Here is a 16606-nt window from a genome sequence, read left to right as displayed (position 1 = left end):
TGAGCTCAATCACCGAACCAAACATCTGGCCGTATCTTACTGGCAAAGATTCGTCTTAATCACTATCAGTCGTCGTCATATCTCTGGGTACGGCTACTCGGCGGAAACATCCTTTGCCTACCGAACTTTTGGGTGACGCTGGAACACTGTTACATCCCGTCTTAAATAGATGAAAGTGAATCTGAGGCGTATAGCTGATAGATAGAAATGGTGGCGATGATTAGTCCGCTTACAGTGGTGCTCCATAATATTGTCGAAGGTACGTCACTAATAGCTGAACTCAAAATAAGAAACAAACTCAGTATTAAGGTAAAACCTGCTGCACCAGAATGAACTGGGATTTGCATCCGGATTCGTTGATGATTATACCCTGAAGCAATAATTATCAATGCCCCTATAAGGACATCGCCTGTTACTCCCTTCTCTATGGGGCTAAGAAAGAGAGGGGCTGCTATTATCCACGTTCCGACAACCCCTTCGATTATCGCGGATAACTTTATAAGTGTATGACTATTAGCAAACAGAGAGTTTTCTTCTTCCATAGGCCCTGTAGTGATTTGTTGCTTTACTATACTGGAGGTTATCATAGAAGCATTATGGTAGTCTAAACAGAGATATCAGGCGTTGTTGTGCGTCGAAGTGCGGCTACTTAAAGCGAATTTGTTCCCACATCTACAGAAATGTATTGTGGGTTAAGAATCGTCGCTCTTATTCAAAGCTGAGGAACGACCTCATAGTTGCGGTGAGGTGCGTAATATCAGCCAAGTATGTCTTCGTCGGAGTCGGCGTTTGGACGGATGCTGCGCCAGCTTGTCGATCTCGGAGTGATCAAACTGGAGACAGAGCCGCTCGATGCTCGCATCGAGCGGCGACTCAAGCAGTTTTGGGAACAAACTACCTGTCCGAACTGTGACCATCCGACCATCCAAACGTGGGATTCGTCCGACCGCGTAATTTGTCGAAGCTGTGGTTTCAAGCCGGTGTACACCTACGGAACGCCGTTTCATGAGAAGCACCTCTCCAGCGGAGAGATGCTTCTCACGTTCGTTCTCTACGCGAACACGTTGCTGAGTATCTCCCAGATTGCGGTGTTGTTCGATCGAGCGTACGGAACCGTCTATTACGCGATTCGAGAGGTAGAAACCGCCGTGCAGAGCGGCTTCCCGACCGTCTGGGAACAATTTCAGCACAGGATCGACGGACCAACCCAAGTCGATGAATCGAGCACGGTTTGCTCAGGCTACAAAGGTCAAGATCCGCCGCGTGACAGTCGTCACTGCGGCGGATCGAGCCGTTCGGGTCGCTCACGCTGGAAAGGACGCCACGGAGACCAAGTGACGCTCGTCGCGGCCTGCCGCGACGTGCTGCGAGTCATTCGCGGCCAGCTTGGTATTCAGTATGAGACGGACCTAGAACCGGTTATGCGGGAGGCGGAAGACCTCTCCCAGCCGCTGGGAGAGGTCTGGACTGACGGTCTCCAAGCCTACCGACGAATGGAGTTTGACCACAAAATCGTTGTCCACGACGAAACGTATGTTTCGCCCGAGGGCATCCACATTAACCAGGTCGAGTGTCTGTTTTCGTTGGTCAAACCGTGGCTACGGAAGTTTCGCGGCCTGTCCAAGCACGGCTTGGAGCAGGCCGCTCACACCTTCGGCATCGTCCGCTCGTTGAACCTTGTCGGCGCATCTCTCGAAATCCTTGTTGACTGCCTCGCTCTGGGGTCATTCCCGAGCTTTGAATAAGAGCGAGACAGTGATGTCAGTTCCCCATCCGCTATCTGTAACACTACTCGTAATTTCTTTATAAACCAGTTTTCTACTATGTTACACCGTGCTCTGGCGCATCGAACTCCTTCGCTTCCTCGACGGTCGCTTGCGAATGTGCCGGTGTCTCGCCGGTCAACACGTTCACTGGGGTCTGGCTCTATCGCGAACAATGAGACATCTCCACCAGCAGCCGTAGCTTCTCTAAAGTACGGAAACATCGCACCCGTCCCCGCACCAAGGTCCAGAACTGCCCCGGAGATTTCGTCCGCGAGATACCGGCGGTGTTCGGTGAGAAGGGTTCGCTCTGCTGGTCGCATCACCGGGTCGTACAGTCGTGCGAAAATCGGATGGTCAGGCTCAGTCATCTGTATTGCTCGTCTCAGAGGAATTGTACGTCCTATCGCTGGACCTGGGGGCGTACGTCGCGTCGACGCTCTGGTTCAGTCGTGCGAGGAGTAATCGGAGCGCTGTCAATCCCGAGATGAGGGTCGCTCTTGTCTCGTGGTTTTGGTCCCAGAATTCAGCAGACGTGTACCGACTCGTGTCGTCTTGGAGGGTGTCGATCATCCGGGTTAGTTCGTCGGTCAACAATTTCTCTTTGACGTCACCCGCGTCATCGACCGCGATCAGGGGCACAGAGTCGGGTTCGCTCTCGGTGTCGCTGCGTTCTTCGAGACGTGCCAGTTCCGTCGCGAACGTCCGGAGTAACCCGAGCGCCGTTTCGAGGAGAACGTAATGCTCCGGGTGGTCACGCCAGTACTCTACAGACGTGTACTCGGGTATGTCATCCTGAATGTCTTGCAGCAACGAATCGATGTCGTCCGTCCAGACATCAGCGAGCGCTTGAATTGCTTCCCTGCGGAACGCCGTCTCTTCCGGTGCAGTTGCCGATGGAGCCTCCCCACCAACTCCGCCCTGCCCGAGGAGGATCCAGTCGACGAGTTCGCCCCACGCGCGATCCATCGCAGCCTGGGGCGTCGCTTCCTTTGCTAGCTCTTCCGCGACGATGGGGCGGATCTCTTCACTGAATCGGTAGTCAGGGGCAAGCACGAGCGTCAGCGATTCGGCTGTCACGACGGCTTTTGCCTGTAGGACCATCTCTGAGGGAAAGACGACGCCGTGTTCGGCGCCGGCGTAGACGATCTCCAGATAGGTCTGTGCGAGACTGCGCTCTGAGAGATCCTTGTCGTAGAAGCGGTCGAGGAGTACGTCGTATTGGTCGCGGTAGGCGGCGATATCGGCCCGCTCGGTCGACTCGGCCATCTCGACGAGGTGGTTAAACGCCCGGTCGCGCTGTCGGCGCGTGATGGCGATCCAGTACGCGAGGAAGCGATCTCGTTGAGCCGTCGTCATTCGGCCGACCATCCCGACATCGAGGATCGCGATACTGCCGGCCCGCTGGAAGAAGATGTTTCCCGGATGGAGGTCGGCGTGGAAGAAGCCGTCAGAGACGAACATTTTGATGAGCAGTTCCGAGAGTCGCTGGGCGAGCGTATGCCGACGCTGTTCACTCACGGCGTCTGGAACCGCTCCAAGCCGCATCCCCGAGACCTTCTCCATCGTCAGGACCCGCTTCGTCGTGTGGCTCCAGTAGACCGCGGGGAACGTCACGTCGTCCCAGTCCGCGAAATTCCGGCCGAACTCTTCGAGGTTGTGCCCTTCGACCTCGAAGTCGAGTTCCTTCAGCGTCCACGAGGCGAATTCGTCGACGATCTGGGTGACGGGGAGCTGCCGTGGCGTCAATCGGAGTGCGGAACCCAGCCGGGCGAGAGTCCGGACGATTCGGAGATCCCGCTCCATGCGTGGTCGGATACCCGGCCGCTGGACTTTCACCGCGACGTCTGTCCCGTCGTCTAGCGTCGCGAAGTACACTTGACTCAACGATGCCGATGCGATGGGCTCGGTGGGGAACTCTCGAAATAGCTCCTCCGGTGGGTCACCGAGTTCGGATTCGATTATTGCCTGGGCGTCTCGGTATGGGAATTGTGGGACGTTCTCCTGGAGTTCCTCTAGCCGTTCGGAGACATCAGGTGGTACAAGGTCCGGGCGTGTTGAGGCAATCTGACCGAGTTTGATGAACGTCGGCCCTAGCTGGACGACGAGGTGATGGACATGTCCAGGGAGCGGTTCCGAATTGAATTTGTACCGGATCGCCGCTGCGAGGGTATAGCGGAGAATCTCGATGAAGCGCGCGATGGTTCGCACTGCTTCGCGGATTCGCCCGATCATTCTTCGCCCTCCTGGTCGGCGTGGGTCCAGAGTCGCTTCAGGTCGCGATACTCCCGGGTGAACTTTGGCGACGGGAGGGCGTCGGCGAATACCTCGGAGAGCTCAACGAGCAGTTCCTCGTAGGAGATCGTTCGGTCTGGTTCGAGCGTGAGCGCTCGATCGGGCCACGGACGTCCCTCTTGCATGGGCCAGTCGTGAGCGATCTGGTCGTCTTCGTCGAACAGGTACGAAGTGTCCTCCTCGGTGAACTCGTCGTTCTCCATGAGTCGTTGGAATCCGTCGGCCTCCTCGTAGATGTGGAACGTCTCGAACTCGATATCGAACCCGGGGAGTGTGCCGAAGCCACCGAAGACCGGGAGATATTCGACCGGGAGGTCGACGTAGAGCACGTGGTAGGCGGTCGTCTCGCCGTCGGCACGTGGCGTGAGTCGGAGTGACGTTCCGAGGAAGACTTTCCCCCACTCCGCGAACGGTGCCCGCCACGTGAACCGTCGATTCCGCTCGCACTCGGTCACCACCCCGTAGTGCATGACGTGGCGGTCGCCGGGTTTCTCCCAGATGAGGAACCGCGATCCGACGCCGCCTTCCTTCACGTCGAGCCACTCGCAGCCGACGTGGATATCGCGCGTCCAGTCAGCGTAGCGTGCGAACCGGGAGAAGGCATTGAACACCTCGTCGGCGGGAGCGTCAAAGTCAACCTCACCGTCGGCATAGAGCACGCGAACCCACTCGCCGCCTGAAATTCGCCCGGCCCAATCTGTGGCCACAGTCCGCTCTTCCGTGAAGAGGAACGACCGTTCGTCGTCTGGGATGTCGTCCTCTTTGAGAAGTGCGTCGAGGCCCCTGAGACGCGTCTCGAGGAACGTTTCGATGCGCTCCTCTTGGAGACTGGCCGTGCTGGTGAACCCCGCAAGGACGGGAAGGTGCTCCTCTCTGACGTCGAAATATAACGTCTCCGTGACGGATGTCGTCTCTTGGTCCATCTCTTCGCACTCGAGTTCCGTCCCGAGGTATGCTCGTTGCCACTCGCTGAACGGCGCTCGCCACTCGAAGTGGGTCGGTCGCTCTACGTCGACCACTTCGCCGTAGTGGGCAAGATGAGTCGTCCCTGGTTTGTCGTACGCGATGAATCTCGACCCGACGCCACCCTCTTCAACGGTCAACCAGTGAGCGGATCCCTGAACGTCGGGTGCCCACCGATCGTACTGCGCAAATCGCGTGAATGCATCGAAGAACGTCTCCGCCCCTATCTGTAGCTCGACGGTCGTTTCCGCGTGTTCGATCCGGAGGAAGGATGGGTCAACTGGACATTCGCCGTCGTAGGCGAATTCGGTCGTTTGATCCCCTCCGCCGGGAAGGTCAACGGTGATCGTGCGTCGTGTCATGAGTTCTCTCCCTTCGATCGGTCGGTCTTTCCCTGCCGCGACGGTTCACGGTGTGTTCGGCCGAGGAACCGCGGCACCGATCTGCGATACTCCTCGTAGGCGTCTCCGTACTGCTCGCTGAGCCACGGTTCTTCGGCGAGTGGGGCGAGCAGAAACCAGACGATGCCGACGAGAGCGAGGACAGCTGCCATCCACGACCCGGCGAGGACAGCACCCCCTCCGAGCATGGCGACGTATCCGACGTACTGCGGATTGCGCGAATACCGGTACGGTCCCTCGGTATTCAGGTGCCCCTCGAGACCGCTACTTTCCCAAAACCCGAGTCGCCACAGGGCCCAGGTGGCGAACACGGCCCCAGCGAGCACTAGCAGGAGACTGACCCCCTGGACGAGCGTCGGTGGCTGGTACCAACTCCACCAGTCGAGATATGTCACGCCGAGGAGACTCCCGAAGTAGACCAACCAGGCCGTCCAACTGACCCAGAACGTCCAGTCACGCTTGCCATGCGGCCAGAAACGTCGCGTCGGACTGCGAATGCTGACGAGGAGCCCCACGACGAGGGTCACACCGGCCAGTAGTCCCACGCCGAAGAGAAGCGCTGTCACTCCCGAAGTCGTCGCGGCCATTGTCGATCACACCCGTTCTGTTACGACCCGAAAACACCGCCGGAAAGGCGGCTCGTGGTCGGTGTAACTCTCCTCGGTAGGTCTAACCATACTGTTACAGTGGCGCCGAGTTCGCTTAGTTACTTCGCGCGGCCACCGGACGATTCCCCGCTTCTACTCTCGGGAGTCCCTATCTTCCTCGGAAGATTCCCTAGATGGCTTCTCACACCGGGAAGGGCCATTAGAAGAGGAGTCGTATATCCGATTATGCGAGTGACACAGCCAGTATCTAGATCGAGTCCGCTCGATCGCCGCCAAGGGCCGATATACGTCGGCGAGCTGGGAATTAAGATTCCGCTGAGGCCATGGCCTCGTAGACGGTCGCACTGTCTATCTCGTCCTATATATTTCGACGATACCGCGAAACGTCTTCACGCGTGCTCATTATCCAGATTTTCATGTGGAGAGTCTTAGTGATACTAGGGGCGAAATAGTACAGCCTTCAGAAGTGATTGTGAAGGCGCTACTCAGCCCGACCTCAAGCCTGAAAAGTGGGTAGACTACTCCGTATATATTGTTGGCTGTTTCTCGAACCGCTCTCGGCACTCGTCGCTACAGAAATAGTACGTCTTCCCGCCGCGCTGGACCGTTGCGACGGCGTCATCAGACGTGAGTTCCATTCCACAGACCGGATCAGTAGGCATTCATCAGAATGTTTCGGCGCCCATCCGAATGGTGATTTCGGAACGCTTCCAACACGTATCTATTAGGGAACAACGGGAGAATTCGGTGTTGACACTGATGGTGAGATTTTCTCTTCGACTCTTCCGGATTCTGGGCAACCTCGTCCCGTTTGTGATACTCTTCCTTCGTGATCGACGTCGATTTTTGCTTTTCGGACGCTCCCGTTCGGTCTCTCAAGAGACGCACGCACAGCGTGCTCGCCGGCTTCGCGAGGTAATGCTTGATCTCGGGCCGACGTTCGTGAAAATCGGGCAGGTTCTCTCAACTCGTCCCGATGTCGTCCCACAGGTGTACGCCGAGGAGTTCGTCACGCTGCAGGATGCGGTCCCGACGGGGCCGTATCGAGAGATGATTCCCGCGCTTGCAGACGATGTCGGCTATCACTCCTACGACGACTTCGACCCGGAACCGATTGCAGGTGGGTCACTGGCGCAGGTTTATCGAGCCACGTATCAGGGCGAACCGGTGGTCGTGAAGGTTCGACGGCCTGGAATCAAGAACCTTATCGAGACAGATCTTCGCACCATCCGTCGATTCATTCCGCTAGTGATGCTGCTTGCCCCGGCGCGCCTCCAGTTTTCGCTCCGTAACATGGTTGACGACTTCGAGCGCATCATTCTGGAGGAACTCGACTTCGAGCGTGAAGCCCGAATGATGGCGGAGATCCGGTCGAACTTCGAACGCGACGGAAACGAGACGGTCGTCATCCCACGTGTCTACCAAGATGCTTCCTCAGAACGTGTGCTCACTATGGCCTACGTTGAGGGGACGAAGATCACTGACGTCGACAAACTCGAATGGGAGGGCCACGACCCAAAACGGGTTGCGAGGGATGTTGCGAACGCGTACTTCACCATGGGACTCGAACACGGTGTGTACCACGGGGACCCCCATCCGGGCAACCTCGCTGTCGATGACGACGGGCGTATCGTCTTCTACGATTTCGGGATGAGTGGCCGATTCACACCGGCCATGCAGAACAGCGTCGTAAACCTCTATCTCGCTGCTGTCAACCGGAACGTGGATGGAATCATAGACGAACTCATCGCCCTCGGTGCGCTCGATCCTGACGCTGATCGAGCCGCCGTTGGGCATGTCCTCGGGTTAGTCATCGAAGACCTGGAGGGCAGTGAGACAGTGAACTGGCAGCAGATCATCAGCGAAGTGACCGGGATGCTCCACGAGTTCCCGTTTCGCATTCCGCCCGATATCATGCTCGTTCTCCGTGTGGGATCGATCAGCGAGGGTGTTCTCAGACAGCTTGATCCGGAGTTCGATTTCCTCGCTGCGGCACAGACGTTTCTCCGCGAACACGGGTTCATGGAGCGTGCTGTTCGGATGAAGATCGCGGCGATGCGGAGCGAACTGGAAACCTCACTTTGGGCACTCCTTCGACTCCCCATGAAGCTCGAACGAGAGTTGGATGCACGGGAGGATGAGCGGACACAAGCCGTGGCCCCAACTCAGCAACAAGGATCGCGCTCACTCGGGTATGCGATTCTTGCAGCGGCGTCGCTCATCGGAAGCGCACTACTTGTCTCAGTGGACCCTACGTATTCGTTACTTGGGATGGTTGTCGTATTCGTCTTCCTCTTTTTGTTCGTCCGTTCATCGTACGACGGCAGACAATGATTGGTTGGTTATCCTCACGCCTGCTGACCCAGCCAATGCCCTACCTATCCGAGGACGTCGAAAGTGCGATCATCCGATCGAGTCGTGGTAGGCTGTTCGTCCCCCCCGGTAGACGATGAGTGCGGCGATGCCGAGCGCAGTTCCGAAGAGGAGCGTGAGACTGAGATAGTGGAGGATTCGAATATCGTACGTGTGGCTAATAGTCTTGCTCGCTATTGCGACGCTGTCGATGAGTAGCATCACCGCAAAGTAGCTCATCAGCGTGCTCTCGTCGACGATATCTGTCAGCCGTGACCCGACATAAGAGCCGAAGACACTCCCTCCGAGCAGTGGGAGTACAACCGTGAAATGGACGGCTCCTTCCTGGAAGTAGCGAACAGATCCGAACGCACTCGATCCCGCAATTTGAAAGATATCAGTACCAACCGCTACCGATTTCGAGATTCCCATTCCATAGACGAGACTTGGAACCATCAGAAAGCCACCACCGACCCCGAGAAAGCCAGAGAGCGTTCCGATAGCGATGGCGACAACGAAGACGATCCACACGGAAACCTGCACGGTTGACCGTAACTCGATCAGTGGTGGGAGTCGGTTGAGAGCATACTTCTCGAACACTGGTGGAGTACGTCGTTCGACGGAGTCAGCGAGTCGTTCATTGTGAACTTGCCGGAGAATGATCACGCCGACCACTGCCAGCAATACGACGTAGGCGATGCTGATGACGACATCTGCAAGCCCTCTCTCGACGAGCCAGAAGAGTATCCGCCTGCCGACCTCGATGCCAACTGCCATCCCGAGGACAAGGAGGCCACCGAGCTTGTAATCGATGTGTCCAGCAGACCGGTGGGTGACGGCAGCAGCGAGCGATGTTCCAAAGACGAACACGAGACCGGATCCCACAGCAGCTTCGGCGGGATGGCCGAGCACGAGGAGCGCCGGGGTGACAAAGAAGCTCCCGCCCAGCCCGAAGAATCCGAAGAGAATCCCCACAAGGAATCCGAATCCAACGAAGAACAGGGCTTCTGATTCTACGAGTACCATTGGCCTCCAACCTCTGCTAGTTTATCTGAAATCGGTGTCTGGAGCATTCATTATAAACGACGAAAGACACACCAGAAGGTCCCGTCATGAGCGAGAGTACGGCTGGGAACCTGAAAAAGGATACAGCGCCCAACGAGTCCTTGACGATACGATGGACGTCTAGTTTAGACCGTAACTATGAACATCCACAGTTCCTTGGTCAACTGGACTTTTGGATACGGTACTCCCAGTCATTCGTGTAGGCGTCGTATACGCGTTGAAGTATCGACGGGGTTGAGAGCAACCGAGCGAACACAATTGGATGGCGAAGTAGTCGAAAAAGGACGTGCTTCGGTGCTCGGTCTGCATCCTCAACATCGAGGCCAGAAACCGCAGCCAATATCTCGCCAAGCAGGTATGGTCGGTTCGATTCAAGAACCCCCCGAACCACATGCGCAAGCAAGTACTCAGGGCGCATCGTCTTGTGTAACGCCGCAGGATATTCTGCTAATCGACCGTTAGCGGCATACTCAGCCATGATGTATGCCGAGTGGACGGCCTGTGAGATTCCTTTCCCGGAAAACCGGTTCGCAATTCCAGCTGCGTCGCCAACTCTGACAACATTGAACTCGGGCACATACATCCGCGAGGGGTTTAGACTCGGCCCCTGTGGAATGATAGCAATATTCGTTTGTTCTCGGGAAGGAACGGGCCAGCCGTTTCGTTCACACGCTTGTTTAAACGCCTCCATGTGATCTGTGGGGGGATCCAGCTGTGCCCACCCAATTCCGACGTTTGCCCGGCCTGGCGATTTTGGGAACACCCAGGCGTAGCCGGCATAATTCTCGAGGATCATCCGTGTGTTCGGAAATATGTCGGAAAAGTCGCCCTGTACGTCGGTATTGAGTGCGGTCATATATCCCGAGTATTCGTCGGTGCTGCCGGCCACTTTGCTCGTGAGTGACGGCTGCCCGGTCGCGTCGACGACCAGATCGTGGCGGTCGATGAGCGACTTAAACTTCGATTTTGTAACTGGGGAACCCGAACGCACAGTTACCCCATCGGCCTCGAGGGTAGCCGCCCATCGACGCTCGACGACGTTACGGTCGGTTACATACCCATCCTCGGACGAAAATACCCCGGTTCCCGCTAGCTCTCGGTCCGGATTCGTTCCTGTGTACACATCCACCTCAAATTCTGGAACATCGTTGACGAACCCATTCTCTGGCGTCTTCTCCAGCGGAATCATCGAGGCCGCAGTCATCGCCTCTCCACAATTTACTCGCTTCGCATCGTACGACTGCCGTTCGAATAGGTCGACTGTGTATCCTAGGCTGTTCAACGCATGAGCCGCTGCTAACCCACCTATCGCCCCACCAATGACAGCTACCGATTGCCCACGATAGTCGATCGCGTGGGATACACCCGGAAAGTGACCTGCCCCATCGAGAAACGGGTCCGTATCCCCCAAATGCTCCGATACGTGGTCTACATCGCTCGGAGAAATTCTACGAGAAATCATTCTACACACACCGTGTTCACTCGCGTGACGTAACGGCTGACATAGCCCGCTACCGTCAGTTTATTTCCTCTCGTCATTTCTACCACCTCGTTCGGAATCAGATTCGCGTTCGTGTTCCGTGTACCAGCGCGGTTCGGGCCACTGGAAGCCGCCTTCACGGTAGACGTCGAACACACCCCGCTCGATGTCGTTGCGAATGACGTCGGTGGTTTCCTCGTCGACGCTCACGAAGTGACACAGCGGGTGCCCCGGGTACGCCACTGCGTTTTCGAGGACGCCGACAACAAGGCCGGTCGATGGAGCGCGAATGACCTCTACGTCGTTCTTAAAGTGATCTGAAATCGTGAACAGCGGTTCTCCATCCTCGACGAGTGGGTGCGGGCCCCACTCCATCTCCACGAGACCCCCGGTTTCGGCGCGGACCCACGTCTTCTCGCCGTCGCGGGCGACCACTCGCGTCCAGCCGGGCCAGGAAACCGGTCGATCTGGCAGGACCTCATGTTCCGCGAGGACGCTCGCGACACAGTGGAGCGCCCGGTCGAGGTGTGCCGTCTGGAATCGGTGGGCCCGCCCCATCTCGACCGTGACCGTTGGAATACCGTCCCGACAGGCCACGCTTCGGAGTGTCCCTCGTGACCCTTCGCCGTCAAGAATGACGCTCGTTCCGAACGCCCGAGCGAGCCGTTCGACGTCCGGGTCCCGCATGTCGGCGCGGACGTGGTACATCGTTGTCCGATTGCGTGTCGACGTGTGGAAGTCGAGGCCGAGATCGCACTTCGAGATGAACTCCTCGTAAATCGTGTTCGCGAGCCGTTTGGCCATTGTACCCCGGGTGTTTCCGGGGAATGACCGATTGAGGTCCTCGTCGTAGATAGGGATGTAGCGCTGCTGGGCGAGAAACCCCGGAACGTTCAACACGTGGAGGCACACGAGCGCTCCGTGGAGGTCCTCGGGCTCGTAGTGATCTGCGACCTCTTGGATGATTTTGACGCCGTTGAGTTCGTCACCGTGGACGGCAGCGGTCAGGAAGACGCATGGTCCCTCAGACTCGCCGTTAATGACTGTGACCGGGATTTCAAGCGTGTCGTCGTGATATGTCTCGCTACAGGCGAAGCGAAACGTTTGCTTCTTTCCCGCATCGATTGTCTGTCCACCGACGGAAACTTGCTGTGTCGTCATCAGTGCCTCCTCATGACATTAGGGTGACCGGATTGCTCGTCTCCCGGACCTGTTCACTGTTCGTGAGCCGGTACCCCCGTTCCCGCAGGACGTCGAGAATCGATTCGGAATCGAGAATCTCGTGAACGTGGTAGACGCCGCTAGGGACCGACGTACCGTGGATGGCCATCGACACGTTTGCCGCCACGAGTCCCGTCACCCGACTCTGTTCTTCTCCATCGATTGCCCTCAGCAGCGTCTTCGCGTTCGAATCTTGCTGCCCATCGACCTCGACCGACACGGCAAAGCCCTCCCCGCCAACTGAGAGTGTCGAAACGAGTCCCGTCAGCCGGTCAAGTCCGATTGCCTCGGCGGTAGGGCGGTACACCTCGAATCGTGAGAGGCCATAGACTGCCGCAGTGACGGCCCGGGAGTCGAAGCACAGGTACGTCTTTGCTGGCACATCGAGTGTCCGGTGGAGGACGTGTTGGTCCGCAAAGTCGAAGCTGTAGGCCCGACGACGACCGTACCGGGGGAACTCTATCGGTTCTGGCGTCACAAAGCCACGGACCGGCCGTGAACGTCCCGCGTCGAAAACCGTGAACTCTCGACCGATTCGTTCGAGCGTCCACCGACTCGCCGCAGGACCGAACGCCTCGCCGAGGCCGAGGAGCACGCCAATCCGAATTTCCGAGACCGTCGACAGCTGGTCAGTCATGCGTTTCGCCAGCAGATTCGTGACGCCGGGCGCAAGCCCAACGCTCAGTACCGCTGTCGCACCGTGGTCTCGCGCAACATCGTCAAGACGTTCGACCCGGCGGAAGAACTCGTCGGAGGCCGTCACATCGAGGTAGTCGATTCCCCGTTCGAGGCACGCCTCGACGAATGCTGTTCCGGCCTGGTCCACGCACATCACTACGTGGTCGATATCTTCGAGTACACGAGCGTACAAGTCAGTTCTCTGGAGATCGAACGCAATGCCAGAGACATTCTCACCGAGTTCGGCTGCGACGGTGGCCGCCTTCGTCTCGTCGCGACCAGCGACGACCACCGAGCTCGGTCCATCGGACGCCGTGGCCAGTTCTCCGGCTATCGTCCGACCCACGGACCCGTAGCCACCAACGATCAGCGTCGTCATACCGAGAGATCGATTCCCTCGAGGCGGCGAGCGTTAATCGCAACGATGATCGTCGACAGCGACATGAACACGGCGCCGATCGCCGGCGACAGCAGGATGCCGATAGGCGCGAGGATCCCTGCCGCGAGCGGGAGGGCGAAGACGTTGTAGCCGGTCGCCCAGACAAGGTTCTCCTGCATCTTCCGGTAGCTTGCCTTCGAGAGCTTGATGAGGCGTACCACGTCCAGCGGATTATTGTCGACGAGGATGATATCGCCCGACTCGATGGCGACGTCCGTCCCTGAGCCGATGGCGATACCGACGTCGGCTCGCGTGAGCGCGGGCGCGTCGTTGACGCCGTCGCCGACCATCGCGACGAATCTCCCTTCGGACTGGAGTTGTTCGACCTTCGTGTCCTTCTCCTCGGGCAGGACCTCCGCGAAGTACTGGTCGATACCGAGTTCCTCCGAGACAGCCCGTGCGACGTCCTCGGAGTCGCCGGTCAGCATCGCCACCTCAATATCCATCGCGTGTAGCGCCTCGATGGCCTGCCGGCTTTCTTCCCGGATAACGTCCGCCAGCGCGAATGCTGCGACGACTTCGGATTCGTCCTGAACCAGGTAGATGACCGTCTCTGCGTTCGACCCGGCTTCCTCAGCGAAGGCAGCGATGCCGTCGGAGCGTTCGATACCGAGTTTCTCAATCAGGTTTGGTCCACCGATATGAACCGTCTCACCGTCCACAGTGGCTCTTACGCCGAGACCGCGGAAGTTCTCGAAGTTCGAAACGCTCACTCGCTGGACGTCCCGTTCCTCGGCGGCGTCCCGGATGGCGCGAGCGATCATGTGCTCTGAGTCACCCTCGACACCAGCGGCGACTTCGAACGCTCGATCTTCACTCCAGTCGCCTGCCGTCTCTACGCCAACAACGCCCTGCTCGCCCTTCGTGAGCGTCCCGGTCTTGTCAAACATCACCGTATCGAGGTTTCGGGATTCCTCCATGGCAATCCGGTCGCGGATGAGCATCCCGTTCTGGGCAGCCGTCGAGGTGTTGATCGCGACCACGAGCGGAACCGCGAGTCCGAGTGCGTGGGGACACGCGATGACGAGAACCGTAACCACGCGTTCGAGAACGCCGATGTTGAACCCGATTGCGACGACCCATGCGATGGCTGTAATCGCCGCGACGCCGAGTGCCACGTAGAACAGCCAGCCAGCTGCGCGGTCGGCGAGCAACTGGGTTCGAGACTTCGATTTCTGGGCTTCATCAACGAGCCGCATGATACCCGCCAACGTCGTCTCCTCGCCCGTCTTCGTGATTTTGATGCGGAGGCTCCCGTCCTGGTTGACCGTCCCGGCGACCACTTCTGATCCGGGTTCCTTGCCTACGGGTCGGGACTCGCCTGTGATCATCGACTCGTCGACCGACGACTCGCCTTCAACAACTTCGCCGTCGGCCGGCACAGATGCACCCGGACGGACGAGTACGACATCGTCCTCGCCGAGTTCGGAAACGGGTACTTCCTCGGTATCCCCACTCTCGGTGATACGCTCGGCGGTGTCAGGCATGAGTTTCGCCAGTTCGTCGAGCGCCCCCGAGGCCGCGCGGACCGACCGCATCTCCATCCAGTGGCCCAGCAGCATGATGTCGATCAGCGTGACGAGTTCCCAGAAGAACGGCGTCGTCCCCTCGAGGAACAGACTCCCAATCGAGTAGACGAACGCAACGGTGATCGCGAGCGAGATGAGCATCATCATCCCCGGCTCGCGGTTTTCCAATTCCGTCCGGGCCATCGAGAGGAACGGCACGCCACCGTACGCGAAGATCACAACTGAGAGGACGGGTGTGATCCAGACGCTTCCGGGGAACGTTGGCGCCGTGTAGCCGAAGACATCCTGAATAAATTCGCTGAAGAAGAGGACCGGCACCGAGAGCGCGAGCGATACCCAGAATCGCCGCCGGAACATCCGCTCGTGACCCGAGTGATCGGTGTGGGCCCCGTGATCTTCGTGCTCTCCCTCGTGGACATCCGCGCCGTGGTCGTGTGCGTCGTGATCTTGTTCGTGTTCGTCTCCACCAGGATGGGCGTGGTTACCCTCGGCGTGGCTGTGTCCGGACTCGCCTTCGTGATCGTGGTGGGCGTGTTCGTCGGTGCTTCTGGGTTCCGTGGTGGTATCGCCCGTCCGGTCGTGGTTCGTGTGCTCGGAGGAGTGGGGAGGCTCCGTGGTGGATGAGGAATCCGTCGCTCGCCTCCCTCCATCTGCTTCTAACTGGCAGATACGGCAGCAGTAGACGGGTCCCTCGGAATCAGTTTCCGCCGAAGCGTCCCGTGTACGCTCGTGGTCTAGGTGGTTGTTCATGGGTTGGGTATTGGTGCCATACCCCATTATTCTGTCCGGGGCCTGATACTGTGCGGGACGATCAGGCAGGCGGACTCGGAAGAGAACGACGGGGCGGTCGTCCGCGAACGTTCTGGGTGCTCTCAGGCGTGGGCTGTGTATCCAGCGTCTTCGACGGCTTGCACGAGGGCCGTGACGTCGGCGTCACCATCGACGCTCGCCTGTTCGGCCTCACGATCGGCGGTGGCGTCAGTCACACCAGACACGTCTTGAAGTGCCTCTTCGACTGTCTGTTCGCAGTGGCCGCAGGTCATTCCTTCGACGGTGATCGTTTGACTCATTCCAGTGATAGATACGGACGGCTCCTCTTTGTCGTTTGCTGCTTCGATACTGCTGTTCGAACGGCCGTGAAACGACGTATTCCAAAGTATCTGCTGGGGAATCGTATTGTATCCTGGGTCCCTATCGCCTCGTATGCGTGACTTGGACGAAACCGACATGGAGATTCTCTCACTGTTAGCCGAGAACGCCCGTCGCCCATTCAGCGCGATCGGCGAGGAAGTCGGCCTCTCGGGGCCAGCCGTCTCAGATCGCGTCACACGACTCCAAGAGGCCGGGGTCATCAACCACTTCACTATCGATGTTGACCGTAGCCAACTCAGAGCTGGTGTACCGGTACTCGTCCAGCTAGATATCCCATCTGAGTCGTTCGACGCGGTTCGTGAGCGGGTCAGAAACGACAACGCCGTCGAACACGTGTTCATTACGTCGGAGGGTGACCTCTGGTTCTATGGACGTGCAGAAGCACAGAACGTCCGGGCGTGGGTGAACACGCTTCTCGATGGCGCTGACTCGGTTGAGTACACAGTCACGTTAGTCGACGACGTCGAGTGGACGCCATCGATCGACGGCGTCGAGTTTGCGCTCACGTGTGCCGAGTGCAGTAATACTGTGGATTCTGAGGGGGAGACGAGTCGTATTGGCGGAGAGATCTACCATTTCTGTTGTCCATCGTGTCAGAGTCGATTCGAAGATCGACACCAGCGTCTCGAAGAGGGTGTGTAGCGCTGACTTCGGTTTGGA

The 16606-nt window shown here is 58.2% G+C and carries 14 protein-coding genes and 1 pseudogene; 3 read left to right on the top strand and 12 right to left on the bottom strand.

The features are described from left to right. Positions 1–161: 161 nt before the first annotated feature. Positions 162–542: a hypothetical protein gene (locus PGX04_RS12085; protein ID WP_273738741.1), complete on the bottom strand. Its 381-nt coding sequence runs from the start codon at positions 540–542 to the stop codon at positions 162–164. A 225-nt stretch (positions 543–767) separates the two neighbouring features. Here PGX04_RS12085 and PGX04_RS12080 point away from each other — a divergent pair, with 225 nt between their 5' ends. Continuing rightward, on the top strand, positions 768–1745 hold the full coding sequence (locus PGX04_RS12080; RefSeq protein ID WP_273738740.1) for an IS1595 family transposase: 978 nt from the start codon (positions 768–770) through the stop codon (positions 1743–1745). A gap of 97 nt (positions 1746–1842) precedes the next feature. On the opposite strand, the pseudogene PGX04_RS35040 reads toward PGX04_RS12080, so the two are convergent. The 5 genes and pseudogenes from PGX04_RS35040 to PGX04_RS12060 all read right to left on the bottom strand — a co-directional run. After that, positions 1843–1926 (bottom strand): annotated as a pseudogene (locus PGX04_RS35040) (DUF8025 family protein); the annotation flags it as partial. Between the two features lie 200 nt (positions 1927–2126). Next, positions 2127–3998, bottom strand: coding sequence for an ABC1 kinase family protein (locus PGX04_RS12075; protein ID WP_273738739.1), 1872 nt, complete (start codon positions 3996–3998; stop codon positions 2127–2129). Next, complete coding sequence (locus PGX04_RS12070; RefSeq protein WP_273738738.1) at positions 3995–5383, bottom strand: SRPBCC family protein; 1389 nt, start codon at positions 5381–5383, stop codon at positions 3995–3997. Before PGX04_RS12070 ends, PGX04_RS12075 begins: the two co-directional genes overlap by 4 nt. Then, positions 5380–5988, bottom strand: coding sequence for a methyltransferase family protein (locus PGX04_RS12065; protein WP_273738737.1), 609 nt, complete (start codon positions 5986–5988; stop codon positions 5380–5382). Before PGX04_RS12065 ends, PGX04_RS12070 begins: the two co-directional genes overlap by 4 nt. A gap of 560 nt (positions 5989–6548) precedes the next feature. Continuing rightward, the gene (locus PGX04_RS12060; RefSeq protein ID WP_273738736.1) at positions 6549–6692 is read right to left on the bottom strand and encodes a YHS domain-containing protein; all 144 of its coding nucleotides are present in this window, start codon (positions 6690–6692) and stop codon (positions 6549–6551) included. 28 nt (positions 6693–6720) lie between these two features. Between PGX04_RS12060 and PGX04_RS12055 the strand changes: the two genes are divergently transcribed. Beyond that, positions 6721–8364: an ABC1 kinase family protein gene (locus tag PGX04_RS12055; protein ID WP_337959466.1), complete on the top strand. Its 1644-nt coding sequence runs from the start codon at positions 6721–6723 to the stop codon at positions 8362–8364. A gap of 69 nt (positions 8365–8433) precedes the next feature. On the opposite strand, the gene PGX04_RS12050 is transcribed toward PGX04_RS12055, so the two are convergent. The 6 genes from PGX04_RS12050 to PGX04_RS12025 form a co-directional block, all read right to left on the bottom strand. Then, entirely contained in the window at positions 8434–9408 is a 975-nt protein-coding gene (locus PGX04_RS12050; protein ID WP_273738734.1) for a sulfite exporter TauE/SafE family protein, read from the bottom strand. Between the two features lie 199 nt (positions 9409–9607). Continuing rightward, the gene (locus PGX04_RS12045) at positions 9608–10651 is read right to left on the bottom strand and encodes an NAD(P)/FAD-dependent oxidoreductase (RefSeq protein ID WP_273738733.1); all 1044 of its coding nucleotides are present in this window, start codon (positions 10649–10651) and stop codon (positions 9608–9610) included. Positions 10652–10969: 318 nt separating this feature from the next. Beyond that, a complete protein-coding gene (locus PGX04_RS12040) occupies positions 10970–12088 on the bottom strand; it encodes a succinylglutamate desuccinylase/aspartoacylase family protein (RefSeq protein ID WP_273738732.1) in 1119 nt (372 codons plus the stop codon). Between the two features lie 10 nt (positions 12089–12098). After that, complete coding sequence (locus PGX04_RS12035; protein WP_273738731.1) at positions 12099–13205, bottom strand: saccharopine dehydrogenase family protein; 1107 nt, start codon at positions 13203–13205, stop codon at positions 12099–12101. Then, positions 13202–15151: a copper-translocating P-type ATPase gene (locus tag PGX04_RS12030; RefSeq protein ID WP_273738743.1), complete on the bottom strand. Its 1950-nt coding sequence runs from the start codon at positions 15149–15151 to the stop codon at positions 13202–13204. Before PGX04_RS12030 ends, PGX04_RS12035 begins: the two co-directional genes overlap by 4 nt. 515 nt (positions 15152–15666) lie before the next feature. Then, positions 15667–15864: a heavy-metal-associated domain-containing protein gene (locus PGX04_RS12025; protein ID WP_193571765.1), complete on the bottom strand. Its 198-nt coding sequence runs from the start codon at positions 15862–15864 to the stop codon at positions 15667–15669. Between the two features lie 133 nt (positions 15865–15997). Here PGX04_RS12025 and PGX04_RS12020 point away from each other — a divergent pair, with 133 nt between their 5' ends. Further along, the gene (locus PGX04_RS12020) at positions 15998–16588 is read left to right on the top strand and encodes an AsnC family transcriptional regulator (protein WP_273738730.1); all 591 of its coding nucleotides are present in this window, start codon (positions 15998–16000) and stop codon (positions 16586–16588) included. The last annotated feature ends 18 nt before the right edge of the window (positions 16589–16606 follow it).

This window comes from Natrinema soli (assembly GCF_028618695.1).
Note: the sequence above shows the minus strand (reverse complement) of the source record. Positions and strands in the feature narration are given on the sequence as shown.